The organism is Enterococcus sp. AMC1251 (genome assembly GCF_058216535.1).
The window spans coordinates 726,043-743,355 of sequence record NZ_CM177098.1 but is presented as its reverse complement, the minus strand read 5'-3'; the positions used below and the strand labels follow the sequence as shown (position 1 = coordinate 743,355).

Here is a 17,313-nt window from a genome sequence, read left to right as displayed (position 1 = left end):
AGTAGATTCTACTAATTTATTCTTTTATTTTTCTTATCTTTATTCTAAGGGCTGTGAAGATTCTTCTACACTTTCTTCCGTCTCCACATTATTAAAAGGATATGAGAAAATTCCGACTTCCATATCGATGATTCCTGGTTTTTCCATTTGGCTTGCTACCTTGTCATAATACGCCATTTTCTCGTCTAATTGGGAGATATTTACGATTACTTCATTGGCATCTTTCATATGGAGATTGATCAATTCTTTGTTTGCTTTAGAGGGAGCATAACGAATTTCTGAGATATTTTGTTTCAATTCCTCAGAAAGTTTGTTATAAGAATTCATTAAATTTCTAATGGTCGACTGATCCTTAAAGTTTTGAAAAACAGGCATGCCACTCTCAGGTGCGCTCATTTCTTCTGGTAAAATTTTCCCGTTTTCTAAAATAGGATGGAATACATTACCTGCAGATTCTAAAGCAACTACTTTATATTCCTCAATGTTTATATTAAATGAATTGATTCCGCTTAATGAGATTGATGCTTTTTTTACACGTGGTAGTTGACGCTCAATTTTTTCTTCATAAATTTCTCTATCGCCAAATTGCTCCCATAAACTCTTGCCCTTCTCTAATTTTGATTGAGCAATTACTTTCTGACTATCAACAGATTCGCTTCCTGTTACTTCGATATTACCTAACTTACTAAGTGGAGAAACAAAATAAAGTACAATCAAAATTGCAATCAAAAAGATTGAAACAATCAACGTCAATCTACGAAACAATCGTTTATTTCGTACTTTTTTTATTTTTGGTAAGCGGTCTGCAAAAGATTCGTAAGTTTTCTTTTGTTTTTCTTCTGGTTGAGATTCATCTGTAATAAGAAATTCGTCTGTTTCAGTTTCTTTGTCTTCAACTGAGTCTTCTTCGTATTCTTTTTCATCCGGAACTACAGAAGGACTCCATACCGGCTTATCGCCTTGCGTTTTTAGATATTCTAAATTTTCTTTTTGCCATGGGGTCAGATCTTGCTCATCTATTTGTTCAGAAGCATCCAATTGTTGCTCTTCTTGATTTCCTGAGCCATCTTTCTTCTTACTAATCTTCTACACCTCCTATCAAATTATTTCTTTTACCACCTTGTAAAGTCGTTCACCTGCATCAGGAATACCTTCTTTTTTAGAAGCCTCAGCCATTGATTGACGACGGGATTCATCTAACAAAATTCCATCAATTTCTGTTACTAGATTAAAACCAGTAAGCTCTTTATCAGTGATCATTTCAACAGCTCCAGATTTGACTAAACTTCGAGCATTCTTCGTCTGATGATCATTTGTAACGTATGGACTTGGTATTAAAATCGCCGGTAAAGCTAATGCTGTAAATTCTGCGATAGAGGTTGCTCCAGCTCGACCAACCATTAGATCTGCCGCAGCTAAAACTTCTGCCATTTTATCAATATAAGGCTGAATGCTTATGTTTGTCAATTTCTTTTCGGAAAGATTTAATGTTTCTTGTAATTCTTTGTAATATCGCTCACCAGATGCATAAAGAACTTGATACTCTCGTTGCTCAAATAGAGGAAATGCCTCAATAAATGCTTGATTTATTTTCAAAGCACCGCGACTTCCGCCGAAAATCACTACGGTTTTCTTGTAAGGGTCTAATCCATATTCTTTTAAAACATCTGTTTTTTTGATCATCACGACTTCTTGTGCTCGAGGATTTCCCGTCAAGACTACCTTGTCTTTAGGAAAATATTCAGCAACATCTGGAAAACAAATAGCTACTTTTGTCGCATATTTACTTAAGAACTTGTTTGTCATTCCAGGTATACTATTTTGTTCGTGTATAATCGTTGGAATCTTCAACTGCTTTGCAGCATAAACGACCGATCCTGATACGTAACCACCTGTTCCAATGACAACATCAGGTTGAAACTCTTTAATAATTTTTTTTGCTTTTCCAATACTATTTAGAAAAAGATAAACTGTTTTAACATTTTGAGGACTAAGCGAACGACGAAAGCCTTGAATTTTGATCGTCTTAAATGGAATGTTATATTTCGGAACAATTTTACTTTCTAACCCTATTTGCGTTCCCACATACATGAACTCAGTATCCGGATCTATTTGTTTTACATAGTTAACGAAGGCTAAAGCAGGATAAATGTGTCCACCAGTTCCGCCGCCAGTTATTAATATTTTCATTATTATCTCACTTTTCTATGTCTTTTAGCTGGTACATCGTTTGAATAAATGCCTCTCCACGTAGTTCAAAATTAGGATATTGATCCCAACTTGCGCAAGCAGGCGATAATAGAATAGTATCATTTTTTTTGGAAAAATCATAGGCTTCACGTACAGCAGTTTGAACATTTTCTGTTAAACGTATTGTTTCAACTCCCGCATTGACTGCCGCTTTGTACAATTTATCTTTTGTTTCGCCAAAAAGAATGATTGCTTTAACTCCTTTTAGCGCTGGAATTAATTCATCAAAACTATTCCCTCGATCTAGACCACCAGCTAATAAAATTAGTCTGGAATGATCAAAACCGCTTAAAGCCATCTCAGTAGCTAATATATTCGTTGCTTTTGAATCATTATAAAATTTTCGTCCTGCTACTTCTCCTATATATTGCGTACGGTGAGGCACTCCAGTAAAAACCATCAATGTTTTTCTGATTATATCAGTTGGCGTGTCTTTCAATTTAGCAACAGAAATTGCGGCTAAAGCATTTTCAATATTATGACTGCCTGGTACACCTAATTCGTTTACTGACATGACATATTCATCTTTATAATAGATTTTCCCATCTATAAGATAAGCCCCTGCAACTTTTTCTTTAGTTGAAAATGGAATGATTGTAGCTTTTGTTGTTTTACTTAATTCTCGTAATTCTTGCTGATTCCAATTTAAAACAAGAAAATCACTTTCCAGCATGTTTTCCTGGATTGCCCACTTAGCTTTTACATATTCTTCTCTTGATCCATGGTAATCCAAATGCGCTTCGTAAATGTTTGTGATCACAGCAATTTTCGGACGAAATGTTTGAATTCCCATCAATTGAAAACTTGATAATTCCATAACGATATCATCAGCTGCGCTAGAGCTTTCAGCTACTTCACTCGCTGGATAACCAATATTCCCCGCTAAACGAGCAGTCCCTTTTTTTCGCTTAGCATTCAAAAGCAAACCAATCATTGTGGTTGTAGTTGTTTTTCCATTTGTTCCAGTAATTCCAATAATCGGACAATCAGCGATTTGATAAGCTAATTCAACCTCAGTAAGGATAGGCAAATTCATGTTTAAAGCCTTCTCTACTAGAGGGTTCGTATAGGGAATACCTGGATTTTTTACAATCAAAGAAAAATCTTCGTCTAAAAGTTCAATCGGATGCCCACCTGTAACAACACGAATACCCAAGGTTAATAAATCTTGGGCTTCTACGTTTTGATCAAATTGTTTAAAATCATTAACAGTCACTAATGCACCTAATTCATGCAACAACTTTGCAGCACTAACACCACTTTTAGCAAGTCCAAGAACAAGGACTTTTTTATTTTCATACTTAGTAATTTTTTTCATTATAATTTCCCCTTATCTTAGACATGCTGAAAGAAGCTAGGAACTCAGCAGAAAGTTTGATATGGAACGCTTTTTGTCCGATTTCAAAATCATCTACTTCGCTAAATGTTGCTTCTTGAAGCTAGCCATACGTCTGCCTCTCACTCTTTCTAAAAAATAATCCACAATGTGATTGCAGAACAGACAACTCCAGTCAACCAGAAAACAATATCAATCTTCCATTCAGACCAACCACACATTTCAAAATGATGATGGATCGGTGACATTTTAAAAATTCGCTTACCGAATAATTTGAATGAAGTCACTTGCAAAATAACACTAGCCGTTTCGCAAACATAGACTAGTCCAATTAACAATAATGTCCACTCTTGATGCAAGATAATTGAAATAGCTGCTAACAAACCACCTAGGGCAAGCGAGCCCACATCTCCCATAAAGATTTTAGCTGGTTTCCTATTGTATGGGAAAAACCCTAATAGACCACCAATTACACTCAAACAAATGATAACAACATCAAATTGCTGCTGTTTCCAAGCAATGATTGCATATGTACCAAACGAAATCGTACCTAATCCTGCAACCAAACCATCGATACCGTCAGTCAAATTCACCGCATTAGAAAATCCAACCAACCAAAAAATGACAAATATACCATAAAAAACACCTAAAGATCCTGTACTAACACCAAAAAAATCAAGTGTATCAGGCAAACCTTCCGAACGGTAAACAAAATAAAATACTAACCCACCAATGATTTGACCAATCAATTTTTGACGAGAATTTAATCCCATATTTCTTTTTTTAAATACTTTGATAAAATCATCTAAAAACCCTAACAACCCGTAAAGGACCAAGATGAATAAAATAATCAATAAAGACGGAGTGAGTTCTTGTTTCCATAATCCCACTAATAATGAAGTAATAAAACTCGCTACTAGAAAAACCATCCCACCCATAGTTGGTGTCCCAGTTTTTACGTTGTGCCAAGTCGGACCATCTTCACGCGTTGTTTGTCCTTGTTTTTTCATTTGGAAGTAACCGATAAATATCGGCATTACCGCCACCGTTATAGCAAAACTACATACTATAGGAATAAAAATTTGTGTCCACTCCATGATATCTCTCCTAATTATTCAACTCGTATTGATTTACTTTCCCATTTATTTCTAATCACTATTTAGCAGATTCTACCTCTACACTTGAATCGCTGTCCATTGAATCCATAACCACTTTCATCAATGGGTTGGCGATTCTAGCAAGCGCTTCTTTCGTATACGTCTGAGGTTTTTTCATTGTAAGATACAAAATATATTCTGGATTGTCTGCTGGTACCATTTCTACAACAGAGTATGTGTAATCCGTTAACCCTTCCATATAGCCATTTTCTCCAGTGATCTGAGCTGTTCCTGTTTTAGCTGCAACGTGATAGCCCGGTACCTTGTAAATATCATAAGCAATACCATAATCAGGATTTTCTACTGTGTCGACCATATATGTCCGAATATCGCTTGCCGCTTGCGGTGTTATTACCGGTTTGCCTACTTGTTCTGTTTGTGTTACTTTTTCTTCACCAGTACTATTATCCACAATTTTACTAATATATTGGGGTTTCAGCATTGAACCGTCATTGGCAATCGCTGTGTAAGCTTGCATCATTTGAAAATTTGTTACAGAAATTGCTTGTCCAAATGACGACATCGCCAAATCGACCCAATTATCTCCCGGAAGTTCTCCAGCAGATTCTCCTGCTAAACCTGAATTTGTTGATTTTCCAAAACCAAATTTTTCTAAATAACTTTTCCAAACTTGCCCCGTAGGATCCATTGCTTGTTCTAAAGTAAGCATGCCAACATTACTAGACCAAGAGATTGCTTGACGGAATGTTAATGGCCCCACTCCACCGAAATCGTGATCATTTACTGTTCGATCGTCTAACTTGTAACCACCAGCAGGATAATTAAACGTTGTATCGGGACTGAATTTCCCTTCTTGTATTGCCGCCGCTGCTGTAAAAAGCTTCATCGTGGAGCCTGGCTCAAATTTATCTTCTACTAATATATTACGCCAAACAGTGTCTTTCCCCAATCCTTCTTTTGTTTCAGGATTATACGATGGACGTTGTGACATAGCTAATATTTCACCTGTTTTTGCTTTCATTAACATCGCCGTCATGTCTTCTGGCTTATATTCTTCGACAACTGGATCTAATAAAGATTCCAATTGACTTTGTATCCGACTATCTATTGTTGTATAAATATCTTTACCGTCAATAGCTTTCTTTTCATTCGCAACTGTCCCTGGTAAAGGATTTCCGTAAACATCTTTTTCATAGTCAATCTTCCCATCTTGACCTTCTAAAATATCATTATAAGATTCTTCTAAACCCATTTTTCCGACCAAACCTTTTGAATCGTCCTCTGCATCAGCAGAGTCAGTATATCCGATAAAGTGAGAAGCGAAAGCACCGTTTGGATAGATTCTAGCTGGATGACCTTCAAAGTATAGTCCTGCAACTTTATTTTTCTTTAGATCATCTTCGATCTTTTGTCTGGTCTCCAAAGTAATGTTCTTTCCTTTAGTTCCAAATTCTACTTGAAATTTTACAGTACCGTCTTCATTCACACCGCTATTCAAAAATTTTAAAGCTTCATCTTTAGTCAGTTCTGTATTTCTATTTAAAATTTCTGCTAACGTTTGAAAATCTTTTTTCTGCGCATATAGTTTTTTGTTTTCTTCACCTAGGTAGGTTTCTGACAAAATAGCATACACGGAATAAGACGTAGCATCTTCTGCAATTACTTCTCCATTACGATCTAAAATTGCGCCTCTTTTGGCTTTAACAACTTTACTGCCTTGATACAAATCCGCTGTTTTTTCTGGCAACGAAACCCCTGCGACTTTTCCTACTGCAACAATATACGTTAATCTAAAGGCAAATAAAAAGAACAATCCAATACTCGTAGCAAATAAAATAATGCCTACTTTTTTACGATTGTTCATTGGATTTAAGTTCTTCTTTTTGACAAAATTCTTTATTTTATTTTTTTTGCTCATCTATTTCACTTTCCTTATATTTCCTTATTTTACTTTTTTAATATTTTCAATATTATCAGAAAGGCCTTTTTTCTTTGCAACTTCCTTGATTCGATCTGCTTTTGATAATTCATTTTTTTGTTGTTCCAATTTTAAAGCAGCTTCTTCTTTCGCTTGAATTGTTGCTTGAGTCTCAGTGATTTGATTTGTCATTTGTGTAATAGATGTACGCACTTGAATGGTGAGAATTGCTATTCCAATAATCGCTACTAACAATAAAGAGCCGATTGCCTTTTCTAAAAGTGAGATATTTCTCAACTTCCTTTTCGGAGATTGGGGTATGTCAGTATTTCTTTGAACTTTAGGTTCATTATCTGGACCAATGACTGGTTCATCTATTACTGGAATATCATATTGAAATTCTTCCATTTTTTTCAACTCAGCCATGTCGTTACCCCTTTCTTTATAAGATTAATTTAACTTTTTCGGCAATTCTTAATTTAGCACTGCGCGAGCGATTATTCTCAGCCAATTCAGTCTCACCTGGTAAAATCGGCTTTCTTGTAATTACCTTTAATTCTGGTTGAAATTCTTCTGGAACTACAGGTAGTCCAGGTGGTAAATCTTGCATCGTACTATATTCTTTAAACATGCTTTTCACAATTCGGTCTTCTAAAGAGTGAAAAGTGATCACACTGATTCGACCGTTTTTGCTTAATAGAGCAATTGCTTGCTCTAAAGACTCTTCTACAACGCCAAGTTCATCGTTCACTGCAATTCGAATCGCTTGAAAAATTCGTTTTGCTGGATGTCCGCCTTTACGTCTAGCAGGCGCTGGAATTGCAGATTTGATAATTTCTACTAATTCGCCAGTTGTTTTGATTGGTGCTTTTTCGCGCACTCGTTCGATCTCTCTAGCAACTTGTTTAGAAAACTTTTCCTCCCCATAACGGAAGAAAATTTTCACTAATTCATGATAGCTGTACCCATTAACTACATCATAAGCAGATAATGCTGCTTCTTGATCCATCCGCATATCAAGCGGTGCATCTTGATGATAACTAAACCCACGTTCAGCTTCGTCCAGTTGAGGAGAAGAAACACCTAAATCGTATAAAATACCATCGACATGATAAATCTCTTGATTCGCTAATTCTTGTTTTAAATGTCGAAAGTTCGACTTGATAAAGGTTACCATACCTCGATCAACATATTTTTTTAATCGTTGTGCTGCAAAATCCAATGCCTTTTGATCTTGGTCGAACGCATATAAATGACCTTGTTCGCTAAGTTTTGATAGTAAGTACTCACTATGACCTGCACCACCTAATGTGCAATCAACATAAATACCATCGTCTTTCACGTGCAAGCCGTCAACTGTCTCTTTAAGTAAAACAGTATAGTGTTGAAAATCCTCTGCCATAATGCTCCTCTTTCTAAAAACCAAAATCAATCATTGTTTCTGCAATTTCATCAAAATTTTCTTCAGCTTCAGAAGAAAATTCTTGCCAGCGGGCTTCATCCCAAATCTCAATCCGATTTGAAACACCGATGATCACACAAGCTTTTTCCAAGCTACCATGTGTTCTAAGCGCAGCAGGAATATTGATCCTACCTTGTTTATCAATTTCACATTCTGTAGCAGCCGAGTAAAAAAAGCGGACAAATGTGCGGGCATCCTTCTTAGCTAGAGGCATTTCTTTCAATTTTCCCTCTAATTGTTCCCATTCGGACATTGGATAACCAAATAAACAGCCATCCATTCCTCTAGTCACTACAAACTTCTCTCCTAATTGGTCTCGAAATTTAGCAGGTACGATGAGTCGGCCTTTGGCATCTATATTATGTTGAAATTCCCCCATAAACATAGCCAATTGTCCCCACTTTTCCACTTGATAGAAACAGTCTACCACATCCCACCACTTTCTACCACCCAAAACAGTAAATCTTCCCTCTTTTAATAGTTATTTAAAAAGTTTGTAATATTCCAATTCTACAGATAGAATTTCAAAAAAAGCGGTATCAATGTCTATGTAATTGATTTTCAAAACATTTTTACTCTTTGTTTCTATGTTGAATTTCTCATGAAAATATTACAACTCAAAATGGTGGTGAGTTGTGGGAGATACACTACTATTTCAACTTCATGAAAAATAATGAACGATATTCAATAAAATAAGAACTCCATATAAGATTAAACTTAAAAGAAATACCAATCGCCAAAACATTTTGAAATATCGACCATATAAGATCTCGCCATAATAATATGCTTGAAAAACGGCTACGCAAATACCTAGTAATAAAACAGAGATGACCATGTAAGGTATGATCGATTGTCCATAACTATCTTTTGACAATTCGTTTAGTCCTATGAATAAAAATGGAATTGACATATCCGGTGCTTTCACTTTAAAACGCTCTGTCAACGAGAAGGTTGAGATAATAAAATTACACGCAAATAAGACAATTACAGGAAAAACATACCAAAAAAGCATAATGACTGAAAACGACACCATTTCCTAACAATTCCTTTCGTAACACACTTTAATAACTATACTTTATTTTCTTTACACACATGTTTCATTTCGTTTAAAAGTTCGTGCTTAAATAATACCAAATAAGAAGAGCTTTCTTTCCCAAATCAGCCCAACTCTATTATAATAGAACTAAGCAATTTTATAAAAAAAGAGGTGGCATTTTGATTAATTATTTAACAATAGAAAATAATCATCTAATTCCTTCCCAAACTGCTACAGATGAAGCAATCTGGCTTTCTGTAGAGAAACCCACGGAAGAAGAGATTAACCAATTAGTCACAACATATAAACTCCCTAAAGATTATATCACAGGTGTACTCGATGATAACGAAAATTCTCGCTTTGAAGGTCTACACCAAAATACTTTAGAGGAACCAGCGTTGTTGTTGCTTCAATATCCGCATGCAACAATCAGTCCTAGCGGTTATACACAACTGGATACATTCCCTTTTGCTATTATCTTAACGACAGACGCCAAAGTGATAACTGTTATCAATAATTCAGCTGATTTTTTAAAACAAACGTTTCCCCATCCAATCCCTGATAGTGACTTGCCAATTCAAGAAAGTCTGATTCTATACTTGTCATGGCAAATATCAACTTGTTATAATCGCTTTCTAAAAGAATTGATTACGCAGACAAATAAACTTGAAGGTGAATTAAAAGTTTCAACTGAAAATAGTCAACTTTATCAAATGATGGACATCCAAAAAAGCCTAGTCTATTTTGAATCCGCTATAAATTCTAATTTGGAAGTTTTAAATAAACTATACAATGCCAGAATTTTTACAGATCCCAGAGCGCATTTACCACGACTTCACGATATTCTAGTGGAAACAAAACAAGCGGCAACAACAACGAAAATCCAACTAAAACTTGTGGATAAAGTTAGTGATACGTTCTCAGCAATTGTTTCAAATAATTTGAATAACGTCATGAAGATTTTGACTTCTTTAACGATCGTCCTGACGATCCCTACGATCATTGGCGGGATCTTCGGCATGAATGTGAAATTACCGTTCGCCAATCGAGGAGATGCTTTTTTTTGGATCTTCATCGCCACAACCGCAACATGTATTTTTGTGATTCGCCGACTAAAAAAACGAAACCTTTTGTAAAATTTCTAGTTGCTGATTTCGATAAAACAATGTAAAATAGAGGAAGTAAAGAATAAGGATGTGTATAATCAATGAACGATAAAAAGACAAGTACGTTTTCTAAAGTCACTAAAGTCGTTGTTTGGTTGATGCTAATTGCCATTGCCGGCTCAACAATTTTGACTGCCATAATGAGTTTACGATAATCAACTGAATAAACAATAAATGGGAAGAAGGAGCGATGTCCAACATCGTTTTTCTTCCCATTTTTTCGGAAATATTTAAACAAAAAACTCTTTACAACACTCGATTTCTGACGAGCTTTTCATTTCGATTCATTAACTTTTTCGTTCTTTTCCGGCCATATTCAACAATTCTTTTGCATGTTCTGTTGTCAGCTTAGTTATCTCACTTCCTGAAAGCATGCGAGCAATTTCCGCTACTCGTTCAGTTTTTTTCAGCTTTCTAACCTTTGTTTCTGTTCGCTCACCAATAATTTCTTTTTCGATAAAATATTGATAATCTGCAACAGCTGCCACTTGAGGAAGATGAGTGATACACAGTACTTGTGAGTTTTCAGATATCTGGTAGATTTTATCAGCAATTGCTTGCGCTACACGGCCGCTAACACCTGTATCGACTTCGTCAAAAACAATACTTGTAATTCCTTGAGATTTAGAAAAAATTGTTTTTAATGCTAACATCACTCGGGACAGCTCGCCACCAGAAGCAACTCTTACTAAAGGTTTTAAAGGCTCTCCTGGATTAGTGGTAATATAAAACTCCACTTGATCTAGCCCTTCTTCCATGAATTGCGCCTCTGATAATTCTGTAAAACGGATATCAAATACTGTTCGTTCCATGTATAATTCTTTTAATTCTTTTAAAATATTTATTTCTAGTTTTTTTGCGATTTTTTTTCTACTATCCCGCAATTTTAAGCCATTTTCAATCACTTGATTTCTCTTTTCGACCAGTAATGTTTCTAACTCTCCAGTTCGACCTTCTAAAAAATCAGCATCTGCCAGCTCTTGGGTGATTTCCTGATAATAAGCAAGAATAGATTCAATCGATTCTCCATACTTTCTTTTCATCTGACGGATCAGTTCAAGTCTAGTCTCTACTTCATTCAATCGATTTTCATCTAATTCTAAACTATCAATATGCCGAGACAAGTCGCCGCTAGCTTCTTGTAAAAGATAATAGCTATTTTGGACTACTTCTAATATTGCTTTGTATTCTGGATCAAGCATTTCGATCGATAACAATTCATTCATTGCATAGCCAATCTTATCCAAACTGCTATCACCATCTCCATTGACCGCTTCATAGCTTGCAGCTAAAGCATCTGCGATTTTTTGAAAGTTCCCCAGCTTATTTCGTTCTTCAATCAATTGTTCTTCTTCACCTAAAACAAGTTCAGCCGCAGCTATTTCATCACTTTGAAACTGTAACATATCCATGCGCTGAGCAAATTCTTTTTCGTTCTTCTGTCTGTTTCTGACTTTTTTTTCGATCATCCGGTATTCTGAGTAAATTCCTTCGTATTGCTCTTTTATCTTGAATAATTCTTTACCGCCAAAATCATCCAGCATCCCCAAATGTTTTTCACTTTGCATCAATTCTTGGTGTTCATTTTGACCATGGATATCAACTAAAAATTCTCCTATTTTGCGTAAATTTGCGATATTGACGATTCGACCGTTGACACGGCAAACATTCTTACCAGATGTTGAAATATCTCGCTGAATCACGATCGACTCTTCATCTGTTTCAATTCCCAATTCTTCTAAAAGAGTTACTAATTCTTGATTTTTCGGCATTGTAAACAAGCCTTCCAATGTGCATTTAGAAGCGCCTTGGCGAATATAATCACTTGATCCTCGACCACCAGTCAACAATCCCATTGCATCAATGATAATTGATTTACCAGCGCCTGTTTCTCCTGTTAAAACGGTCATTCCCATTTGAAATTCTAATTGCAATGAAGATATGATCGCAAAATTCTTTACAGAAAGCTCTTGCAACATGTTTATTCACCTCGATTTTATAAATATCGGAAAAATTCATTTTTTAAAAATTCAGCATCTTTTTCAGTTCGCGCAATAATCAGTACACCATCATCATCATTGAGTGTAGCAAAAACAATTTCTTTATAGTGCTTTTCAATTAAATTAGATGCTGCTGCAGCGTTCCCTGGTATAGTACGCAAAATAACGTGCTTTTCCATTTGATCAACTGAAACAAATGCATCTTTCATTAATTTTTCTAGTTTTACGGAAGTATCTTCCTTGGTTTCTGCTGGAATACTATAACGATAACCACCATCTATGGACGGTACTTTGATCAATTTCATTTCTTTGATATCACGAGAAATCGTAGCTTGAGTCACCTCTATACCTTTCTCTTCTAGATAAGTGACAAAATCTTCTTGTTTTTGAATATTTTTATCAGCTAATAAACGAGTAATCAGACGATGCCGATCTTTTTTTCTCATAATAACAAACTCCTTTTCTCGATTCATTTCCATTTCATCATAGCGTATTTTTATTCATTTTAAAAGCGTAAAATCTAAGAACTAGCCTCATCTTTCCCTTACTAATAAAATATATTTATCGAAACTAAGAGATATTCGTTTATTTTTCTTCCTATATTTTATTCTCAACTTTCTAAAAAGATACTTAAGTAGTATAAAAAAGTCCAGGAAGCTATTGACAAACCAACGGAGAAAACGCTACCATTAACTGTATTAAAGAAAGGAAGAGAGTTTTATGATAAAAAAAAGAGTGTTTGTTACTGGTACAACAGGTACAATGGGTGGAGAAACAATGAAACAGCTTCTAAATCGATCTGATCGTTTTCAAGTTGTTACACTGGCGCGCGACTCAGAAAAAAATCGAACGTTTATGCAACAATATAGCAATAATCAAAACCTAGAGATCCACTGGGGGGATCTAGTAAACTACAAAGATGTACTTAAATGCGTCTCTGGTTGTGATTTTGTTGTTCATTGTGCAGCCTTTGTCTCCCCTTCAGCGGATCGTTATCCTGCAGAAGCGATGAAAATCAATTACGGCGGAACTTTAAATCTAATCCAAGCTATTTTGGCACAACCAAACAAAGATGACATCAAGTTGATCAATATTGGAACAGTAGCAGAAACTGGTGATAGGACGGCTCCTATTCATTGGGGTCGTGTTGGAGATCCTTTAAAACCAAGCGTTCACGATTATTATGCCGTTTCAAAAATCGCTGCTGAACGAGCAGTCATCGAGTCTGGAATTAAACATTGGGTCTCTCTACGTCAAACAGGTATTATGTCAATCAAAGAGTTCAGTTTAAACGAAGGAATCGCCTTTCATCAACCTTTGAATAATGTTCTTGAATGGGTTACAGACCATGACTCTGGAATGCTTTGTGCCAATGCTTGTGAATCATGGGTGGATCCTGATTTTTGGGGTCATATCTACAATATTGGCGGTGGTGAAGACTGTCGTAATACAAATTATGAGTTAATGTCGGCTATGATGAAAGAAATCGGCGTTGAACAATTCAAAGAAGTTTGTGAACCTAATTGGTATGCTACACACAATTTCCATGGTCAATGGTATTTGGATTCAGATAAATTAAATGACTTCTTACATTTTCGCTCTCAAACGACAAAAGACTTTGTTCGATATTACGGTAAAGTGATGCGTGAACAAGCAGCTCAGCAATCAACTGAAAATGATCTAACAATAATAAGCAAACAAATTGCAGCGAGAATAAAACAAAGTAATGAGAAAGTTGCTTTAACTGACACGGGAACTTTACATTGGCTTATTCATAATCAGGATGAACATGTGAACCCTTTCTTCATCTCAAAAGAACGATGGGCTAAAATTCCTGGCTGGGATCGTTTTATACTGTATCGTCCAGAAGGTGATCCAATTTTACTGGATCATGGTTACGATGAAGTAAAACCTGAAGCCGAGCTTTCTCTCAATGATTTGCAGCAAGCAGCTCGATTTAGAGGCGGTGTTTGCCTTTCAGAAACAATGACAACAGGAGATTGGACAACTAAATTGGCCTTTACATGCCACTGCGGGCATCATTTCTCTGCTAGTCCACGTTTAATTTTAGAAGGAGGTCATTGGTGTGATGAGTGCGAGAGAACAAGTTGGAACTACCATGAATTAGCAAAAAACAGTCCATTTTTTGCTCAAGTTTGGTATCCGCTACACGCTAAAGACGAATTCTCTTATGTGTACAAAAAGCATGTCAAAGATACTGACGTAGCAACCATCTCCAATCTGTAAACAAAAAAATCTCTAGACTACGACAACTAGTCGTTACTAGAGATTTTTTGGCTGTATACTTTTTGATGCTTTCTCACCAACGTTAAAAATGTATAGAGCCTTATTCTTTATCCGTTTCTTCAATTGCATTGTTTACGGCTTGTACATTTCTTACTTCCGTAGCCAAACAACTTTTAGTCTGCTGAAATGAAGCTATTACTTTTTTTAGTTTATCTGCTGCAGGACTCAATACTATTTTTTGATTCAAAATCTATATTGCTATTTATACTTAAACTATCCGTTGTAAACTTTAATACTTCATTTCTATCTGTACTAACTGTATCCCCCAACTTTATAAACTTTATTATCAATATATAATGACTATTTACAATAATTAGTATACTATAAACAAACTAGAGAATGCGTTTGCAAAAAAATTTAATTAGTCAAAAATCGGCTTAGTGTCATAATCGTTGATTAAGAGGTAATTAAATTATATATCATCAGGCTTTTAACTCTGTTTAGACAGCAATTACCGCAGTTATAAGTAATACGTCAATGGAGTTATCTGGGATATTTTCAAAAGTTCCTAATGAGAACAGTAATTTATTTTATTAAGTAATCTATTTTCTATATTCATCTTTTTCCCTATTTATTATTCTTTTACATTTTATACAAAGTACATCCAGCCACTTTAAAATATTTTATGAAAGAAATATTAACCCTAATTTACTAAATTAATTTATGTTATAATTCATATATTATACAATCTAAAGGAGCTAACATATGATTATTGTACCTACTAAGAAAGCATTACCGTTGTTCAGTGAGTTCCCAATATCTACCAACACTTCAACTAGTGAACGTTCTTTCTTTTCATGGCATGCCAATTATTTTAATATTGACCGAAAAAAAATATTAGTATTAGTAAATGATTTATCTTTCTCTCCAATTGTGTTAGCAGATATCAATGCTAAAAACAAACAATACCTAGATAAATATATTAAAACAGGTATTGAACATGTTTTTAACTACAGTACTGACAAATCGTATCAGATAAAAAAATATTTTTTAAAAGCTGGTAGAGCAGAAATTTCTTATACTTATAACCGTTCTGTCATGAGTATTAATAATAATATGATTCAACTTTTGAAGTATTATCCTGAAGATATCGATTTACATACAAAATTACAACTTTCTGTAATGGAATTTTTAGCCAAAACACCCTACCGTAGTATGACTCCTGAATATTCTTTTAGCATTGATGTTGTGAAAAGAGAGCTAGATAAACTATAGATTTTATAGTTTATTGCTCTCTTTCGTTTTGTAAATTATTACTATGCATTCATTTTTATTCTAACTGTTTTATACTAAAAAAGTTTAAATCATTGGATCTAAGTCAATATCTTGGACACATTTTTGGAGACTTTTTTCGAAAAATGTCACTTCATGAGTGTGCATCGTTTCCCATAACCCTCAAGCCCAAACCGTTTGACCGATATAGGAAGCGACGGCATACGTGCATGTATGCTAATAAAGTAGACAGCTTTTTTGCTATACTATTAATAAACTAGACACTATTTAAGAAAGGTCTTTTAGTTATGATAGACAAACGTAAAACAACGCGAAAGTTTGACGAGGAATTTAAAAAATCAATTGTAAAACTTTATGAAAGCGGAAAATCACAAAACGCATTCGCTAACGAATATGGCATTGCCCTATCTTCTGCCGCTCGATGGGTGAAACAATATTCTGAAGTTAAAATCGATGACGATACGATCCTCACAGCTCGTCAGATTAAACAACTTCAGAAAAGAAATCTCCAATTGGAAGAAGAAAATTTAATCCTAAAAAAGCGATTGTCATATTCACGCCACACTCGACAATCGATTAAACGCAATTCGTATTCTACGACATGTGCACTCTGTTGTCACTCTCTGCAGGGTTCTTAAAGTCTATCGCTCGACTTACTACAAACGTTTTTCTGGAAAAACAGCTCCTAAAATAGCAGAGAATCAACAATTAAGAACGATCATTTTAGAAATCTATACGACTTCTAAAAAACGAGTAGGTCCTGCAAAAGGAAGACGTATGCTTCTACGTGACTATGGCATTTCTATTAGTATTGGTCGAGTCTATCGTTTAATGAGTCCCATGAATTTACCTAAAATGTCTACAGTGAAACCTGCCTTTAAACCGACCAAAAGTCAGGTTTCTTTGAAGCGTCCGAATCACTTAAAACAAGCGTTTAATCCTCCAGCACCAAATCAAGTATGGACTAGCGACTTTTCTTATATTCCTGTTGGAAAAAAATCGTTTGTTTACCTTTGTGTGATTCTAGATCTGTTTTCCAGAAAAGTCATTGCTTGGACTGTCAGCCAAAAGATAGATACTACTTTGGCTATCACGACAATAGAAAAAGCCATTCAAACTAGATTGCCTAAAGCTCCAATACTTTTTCACACAGATCAAGGTTTCCAATATACTTCTCTTGAATTCAGAAAATATTTAGAAACTCATTCGATTGTTCAGTCATTATCGAAACCTGGTTATCCTTGGGACAATGCTGTCCCAGAAGCTTTTTTCAAATATATGAAAAAAGACGAACTCAACAGAAGAACTTTTTCTTCTCTTCAAGAAGTACAACTAGCTTGCTTTGAGTACATTGAGGGGTTCTATAATTCTCAGCGTCCTCATGGAACCTTAGATATGCTTACACCAAACGAATTGGAGGATAAATACTTTGATTCTCACTAAGTATCTGCTCTTTTTGTGTCTACTTTATTGACATTTATCCAATA

General features: G+C 35.2%; 16 protein-coding genes. 5 read left to right on the top strand and 11 right to left on the bottom strand.

Features of this window, described 5'->3' with window-relative positions:
- Positions 1–39: 39 nt before the first annotated feature.
- From AC4BBR_RS03500 to AC4BBR_RS03460, 9 genes are all read right to left on the bottom strand, one after another.
- Complete coding sequence (locus tag AC4BBR_RS03500; RefSeq protein ID WP_490461187.1) at positions 40–1,038, bottom strand: cell division protein FtsQ/DivIB; 999 nt, start codon at positions 1,036–1,038, stop codon at positions 40–42.
- A gap of 60 nt (positions 1,039–1,098) precedes the next feature.
- Positions 1,099–2,190, bottom strand: a complete 1,092-nt coding sequence (gene murG / locus AC4BBR_RS03495) for an undecaprenyldiphospho-muramoylpentapeptide beta-N-acetylglucosaminyltransferase (RefSeq protein ID WP_490461186.1) — start codon at positions 2,188–2,190, stop codon at positions 1,099–1,101.
- Positions 2,191–2,197: 7 nt separating this feature from the next.
- Complete coding sequence (gene murD / locus AC4BBR_RS03490) at positions 2,198–3,568, bottom strand: UDP-N-acetylmuramoyl-L-alanine--D-glutamate ligase (RefSeq protein WP_490461185.1); 1,371 nt, start codon at positions 3,566–3,568, stop codon at positions 2,198–2,200.
- A gap of 149 nt (positions 3,569–3,717) precedes the next feature.
- Positions 3,718–4,683: a phospho-N-acetylmuramoyl-pentapeptide-transferase gene (gene mraY, locus AC4BBR_RS03485; RefSeq protein WP_490461184.1), complete on the bottom strand. Its 966-nt coding sequence runs from the start codon at positions 4,681–4,683 to the stop codon at positions 3,718–3,720.
- 58 nt (positions 4,684–4,741) lie between these two features.
- Complete coding sequence (locus AC4BBR_RS03480; protein WP_490461183.1) at positions 4,742–6,622, bottom strand: peptidoglycan D,D-transpeptidase FtsI family protein; 1,881 nt, start codon at positions 6,620–6,622, stop codon at positions 4,742–4,744.
- Positions 6,623–6,646: 24 nt separating this feature from the next.
- Positions 6,647–7,048, bottom strand: coding sequence for a cell division protein FtsL (gene ftsL / locus AC4BBR_RS03475; protein ID WP_490461182.1), 402 nt, complete (start codon positions 7,046–7,048; stop codon positions 6,647–6,649).
- A 16-nt stretch (positions 7,049–7,064) separates the two neighbouring features.
- Positions 7,065–8,024: a 16S rRNA (cytosine(1402)-N(4))-methyltransferase RsmH gene (gene rsmH / locus AC4BBR_RS03470; protein WP_490461181.1), complete on the bottom strand. Its 960-nt coding sequence runs from the start codon at positions 8,022–8,024 to the stop codon at positions 7,065–7,067.
- A 13-nt stretch (positions 8,025–8,037) separates the two neighbouring features.
- A complete protein-coding gene (gene mraZ, locus AC4BBR_RS03465) occupies positions 8,038–8,469 on the bottom strand; it encodes a division/cell wall cluster transcriptional repressor MraZ (RefSeq protein ID WP_490462063.1) in 432 nt (143 codons plus the stop codon).
- Positions 8,470–8,745: 276 nt separating this feature from the next.
- A complete protein-coding gene (locus AC4BBR_RS03460; RefSeq protein ID WP_490461180.1) occupies positions 8,746–9,117 on the bottom strand; it encodes a DUF3397 domain-containing protein in 372 nt (123 codons plus the stop codon).
- A gap of 182 nt (positions 9,118–9,299) precedes the next feature.
- On the opposite strand from AC4BBR_RS03460, the gene AC4BBR_RS03455 reads away from it, so the two are divergent.
- Together AC4BBR_RS03455 and AC4BBR_RS03450 are read left to right on the top strand one after the other, a co-directional pair.
- Entirely contained in the window at positions 9,300–10,256 is a 957-nt protein-coding gene (locus tag AC4BBR_RS03455; RefSeq protein ID WP_490461179.1) for a magnesium transporter CorA family protein, read from the top strand.
- A gap of 71 nt (positions 10,257–10,327) precedes the next feature.
- Positions 10,328–10,441 (top strand): DUF4044 domain-containing protein, encoded by a 114-nt coding sequence (locus tag AC4BBR_RS03450; protein ID WP_071868151.1) that lies wholly within the window; start codon positions 10,328–10,330, stop codon positions 10,439–10,441.
- Positions 10,442–10,573: 132 nt separating this feature from the next.
- Here the strand turns inward: AC4BBR_RS03450 and recN are convergent, their stop codons facing one another.
- Together recN and AC4BBR_RS03440 are read right to left on the bottom strand one after the other, a co-directional pair.
- On the bottom strand, positions 10,574–12,265 hold the full coding sequence (recN, locus tag AC4BBR_RS03445; RefSeq protein WP_490461178.1) for a DNA repair protein RecN: 1,692 nt from the start codon (positions 12,263–12,265) through the stop codon (positions 10,574–10,576).
- Positions 12,266–12,282: 17 nt separating this feature from the next.
- Positions 12,283–12,732: an arginine repressor gene (locus tag AC4BBR_RS03440; RefSeq protein WP_490461177.1), complete on the bottom strand. Its 450-nt coding sequence runs from the start codon at positions 12,730–12,732 to the stop codon at positions 12,283–12,285.
- 274 nt (positions 12,733–13,006) lie between these two features.
- Here AC4BBR_RS03440 and AC4BBR_RS03435 point away from each other — a divergent pair, with 274 nt between their 5' ends.
- From AC4BBR_RS03435 to AC4BBR_RS03425, 3 genes are all read left to right on the top strand, one after another.
- A complete protein-coding gene (locus AC4BBR_RS03435; RefSeq protein WP_490461176.1) occupies positions 13,007–14,533 on the top strand; it encodes an NAD-dependent epimerase/dehydratase family protein in 1,527 nt (508 codons plus the stop codon).
- Positions 14,534–15,298: 765 nt separating this feature from the next.
- Entirely contained in the window at positions 15,299–15,808 is a 510-nt protein-coding gene (locus AC4BBR_RS03430; protein WP_490461175.1) for a DUF6933 domain-containing protein, read from the top strand.
- A 305-nt stretch (positions 15,809–16,113) separates the two neighbouring features.
- Positions 16,114–17,269, top strand: a protein-coding gene (locus tag AC4BBR_RS03425) for an IS3 family transposase (protein WP_490461174.1) whose coding sequence is annotated in 2 segments (ribosomal slippage) — positions 16,114–16,370 and positions 16,369–17,269 — 1,158 coding nt in all. Because the reading frame shifts where the segments join, the coding sequence is not laid out codon by codon here.
- The last annotated feature ends 44 nt before the right edge of the window (positions 17,270–17,313 follow it).

What these genes read in the sequence shown, in the direction of transcription:
- murG (WP_490461186.1), bottom strand. Translation starts at nt 2,190, where the DNA reads ATGAAAATATTAATAACTGGCGGCGGAACTGGTGGACACATTTATCCT.
- murD (WP_490461185.1), bottom strand. Translation starts at nt 3,568, where the DNA reads ATGAAAAAAATTACTAAGTATGAAAATAAAAAAGTCCTTGTTCTTGGA.
- mraY (WP_490461184.1), bottom strand. Translation starts at nt 4,683, where the DNA reads ATGGAGTGGACACAAATTTTTATTCCTATAGTATGTAGTTTTGCTATA.
- AC4BBR_RS03480 (WP_490461183.1), bottom strand. Translation starts at nt 6,622, where the DNA reads ATGAGCAAAAAAAATAAAATAAAGAATTTTGTCAAAAAGAAGAACTTA.
- ftsL (WP_490461182.1), bottom strand. Translation starts at nt 7,048, where the DNA reads ATGGCTGAGTTGAAAAAAATGGAAGAATTTCAATATGATATTCCAGTA.
- rsmH (WP_490461181.1), bottom strand. Translation starts at nt 8,024, where the DNA reads ATGGCAGAGGATTTTCAACACTATACTGTTTTACTTAAAGAGACAGTT.
- mraZ (WP_490462063.1), bottom strand. Translation starts at nt 8,469, where the DNA reads ATGTTTATGGGGGAATTTCAACATAATATAGATGCCAAAGGCCGACTC.
- AC4BBR_RS03460 (WP_490461180.1), bottom strand. Translation starts at nt 9,117, where the DNA reads ATGGTGTCGTTTTCAGTCATTATGCTTTTTTGGTATGTTTTTCCTGTA.
- AC4BBR_RS03450 (WP_071868151.1), top strand. Translation starts at nt 10,328, where the DNA reads ATGAACGATAAAAAGACAAGTACGTTTTCTAAAGTCACTAAAGTCGTT.
- recN (WP_490461178.1), bottom strand. Translation starts at nt 12,265, where the DNA reads ATGTTGCAAGAGCTTTCTGTAAAGAATTTTGCGATCATATCTTCATTG.
- AC4BBR_RS03440 (WP_490461177.1), bottom strand. Translation starts at nt 12,732, where the DNA reads ATGAGAAAAAAAGATCGGCATCGTCTGATTACTCGTTTATTAGCTGAT.
- AC4BBR_RS03435 (WP_490461176.1), top strand. Translation starts at nt 13,007, where the DNA reads ATGATAAAAAAAAGAGTGTTTGTTACTGGTACAACAGGTACAATGGGT.
- AC4BBR_RS03430 (WP_490461175.1), top strand. Translation starts at nt 15,299, where the DNA reads ATGATTATTGTACCTACTAAGAAAGCATTACCGTTGTTCAGTGAGTTC.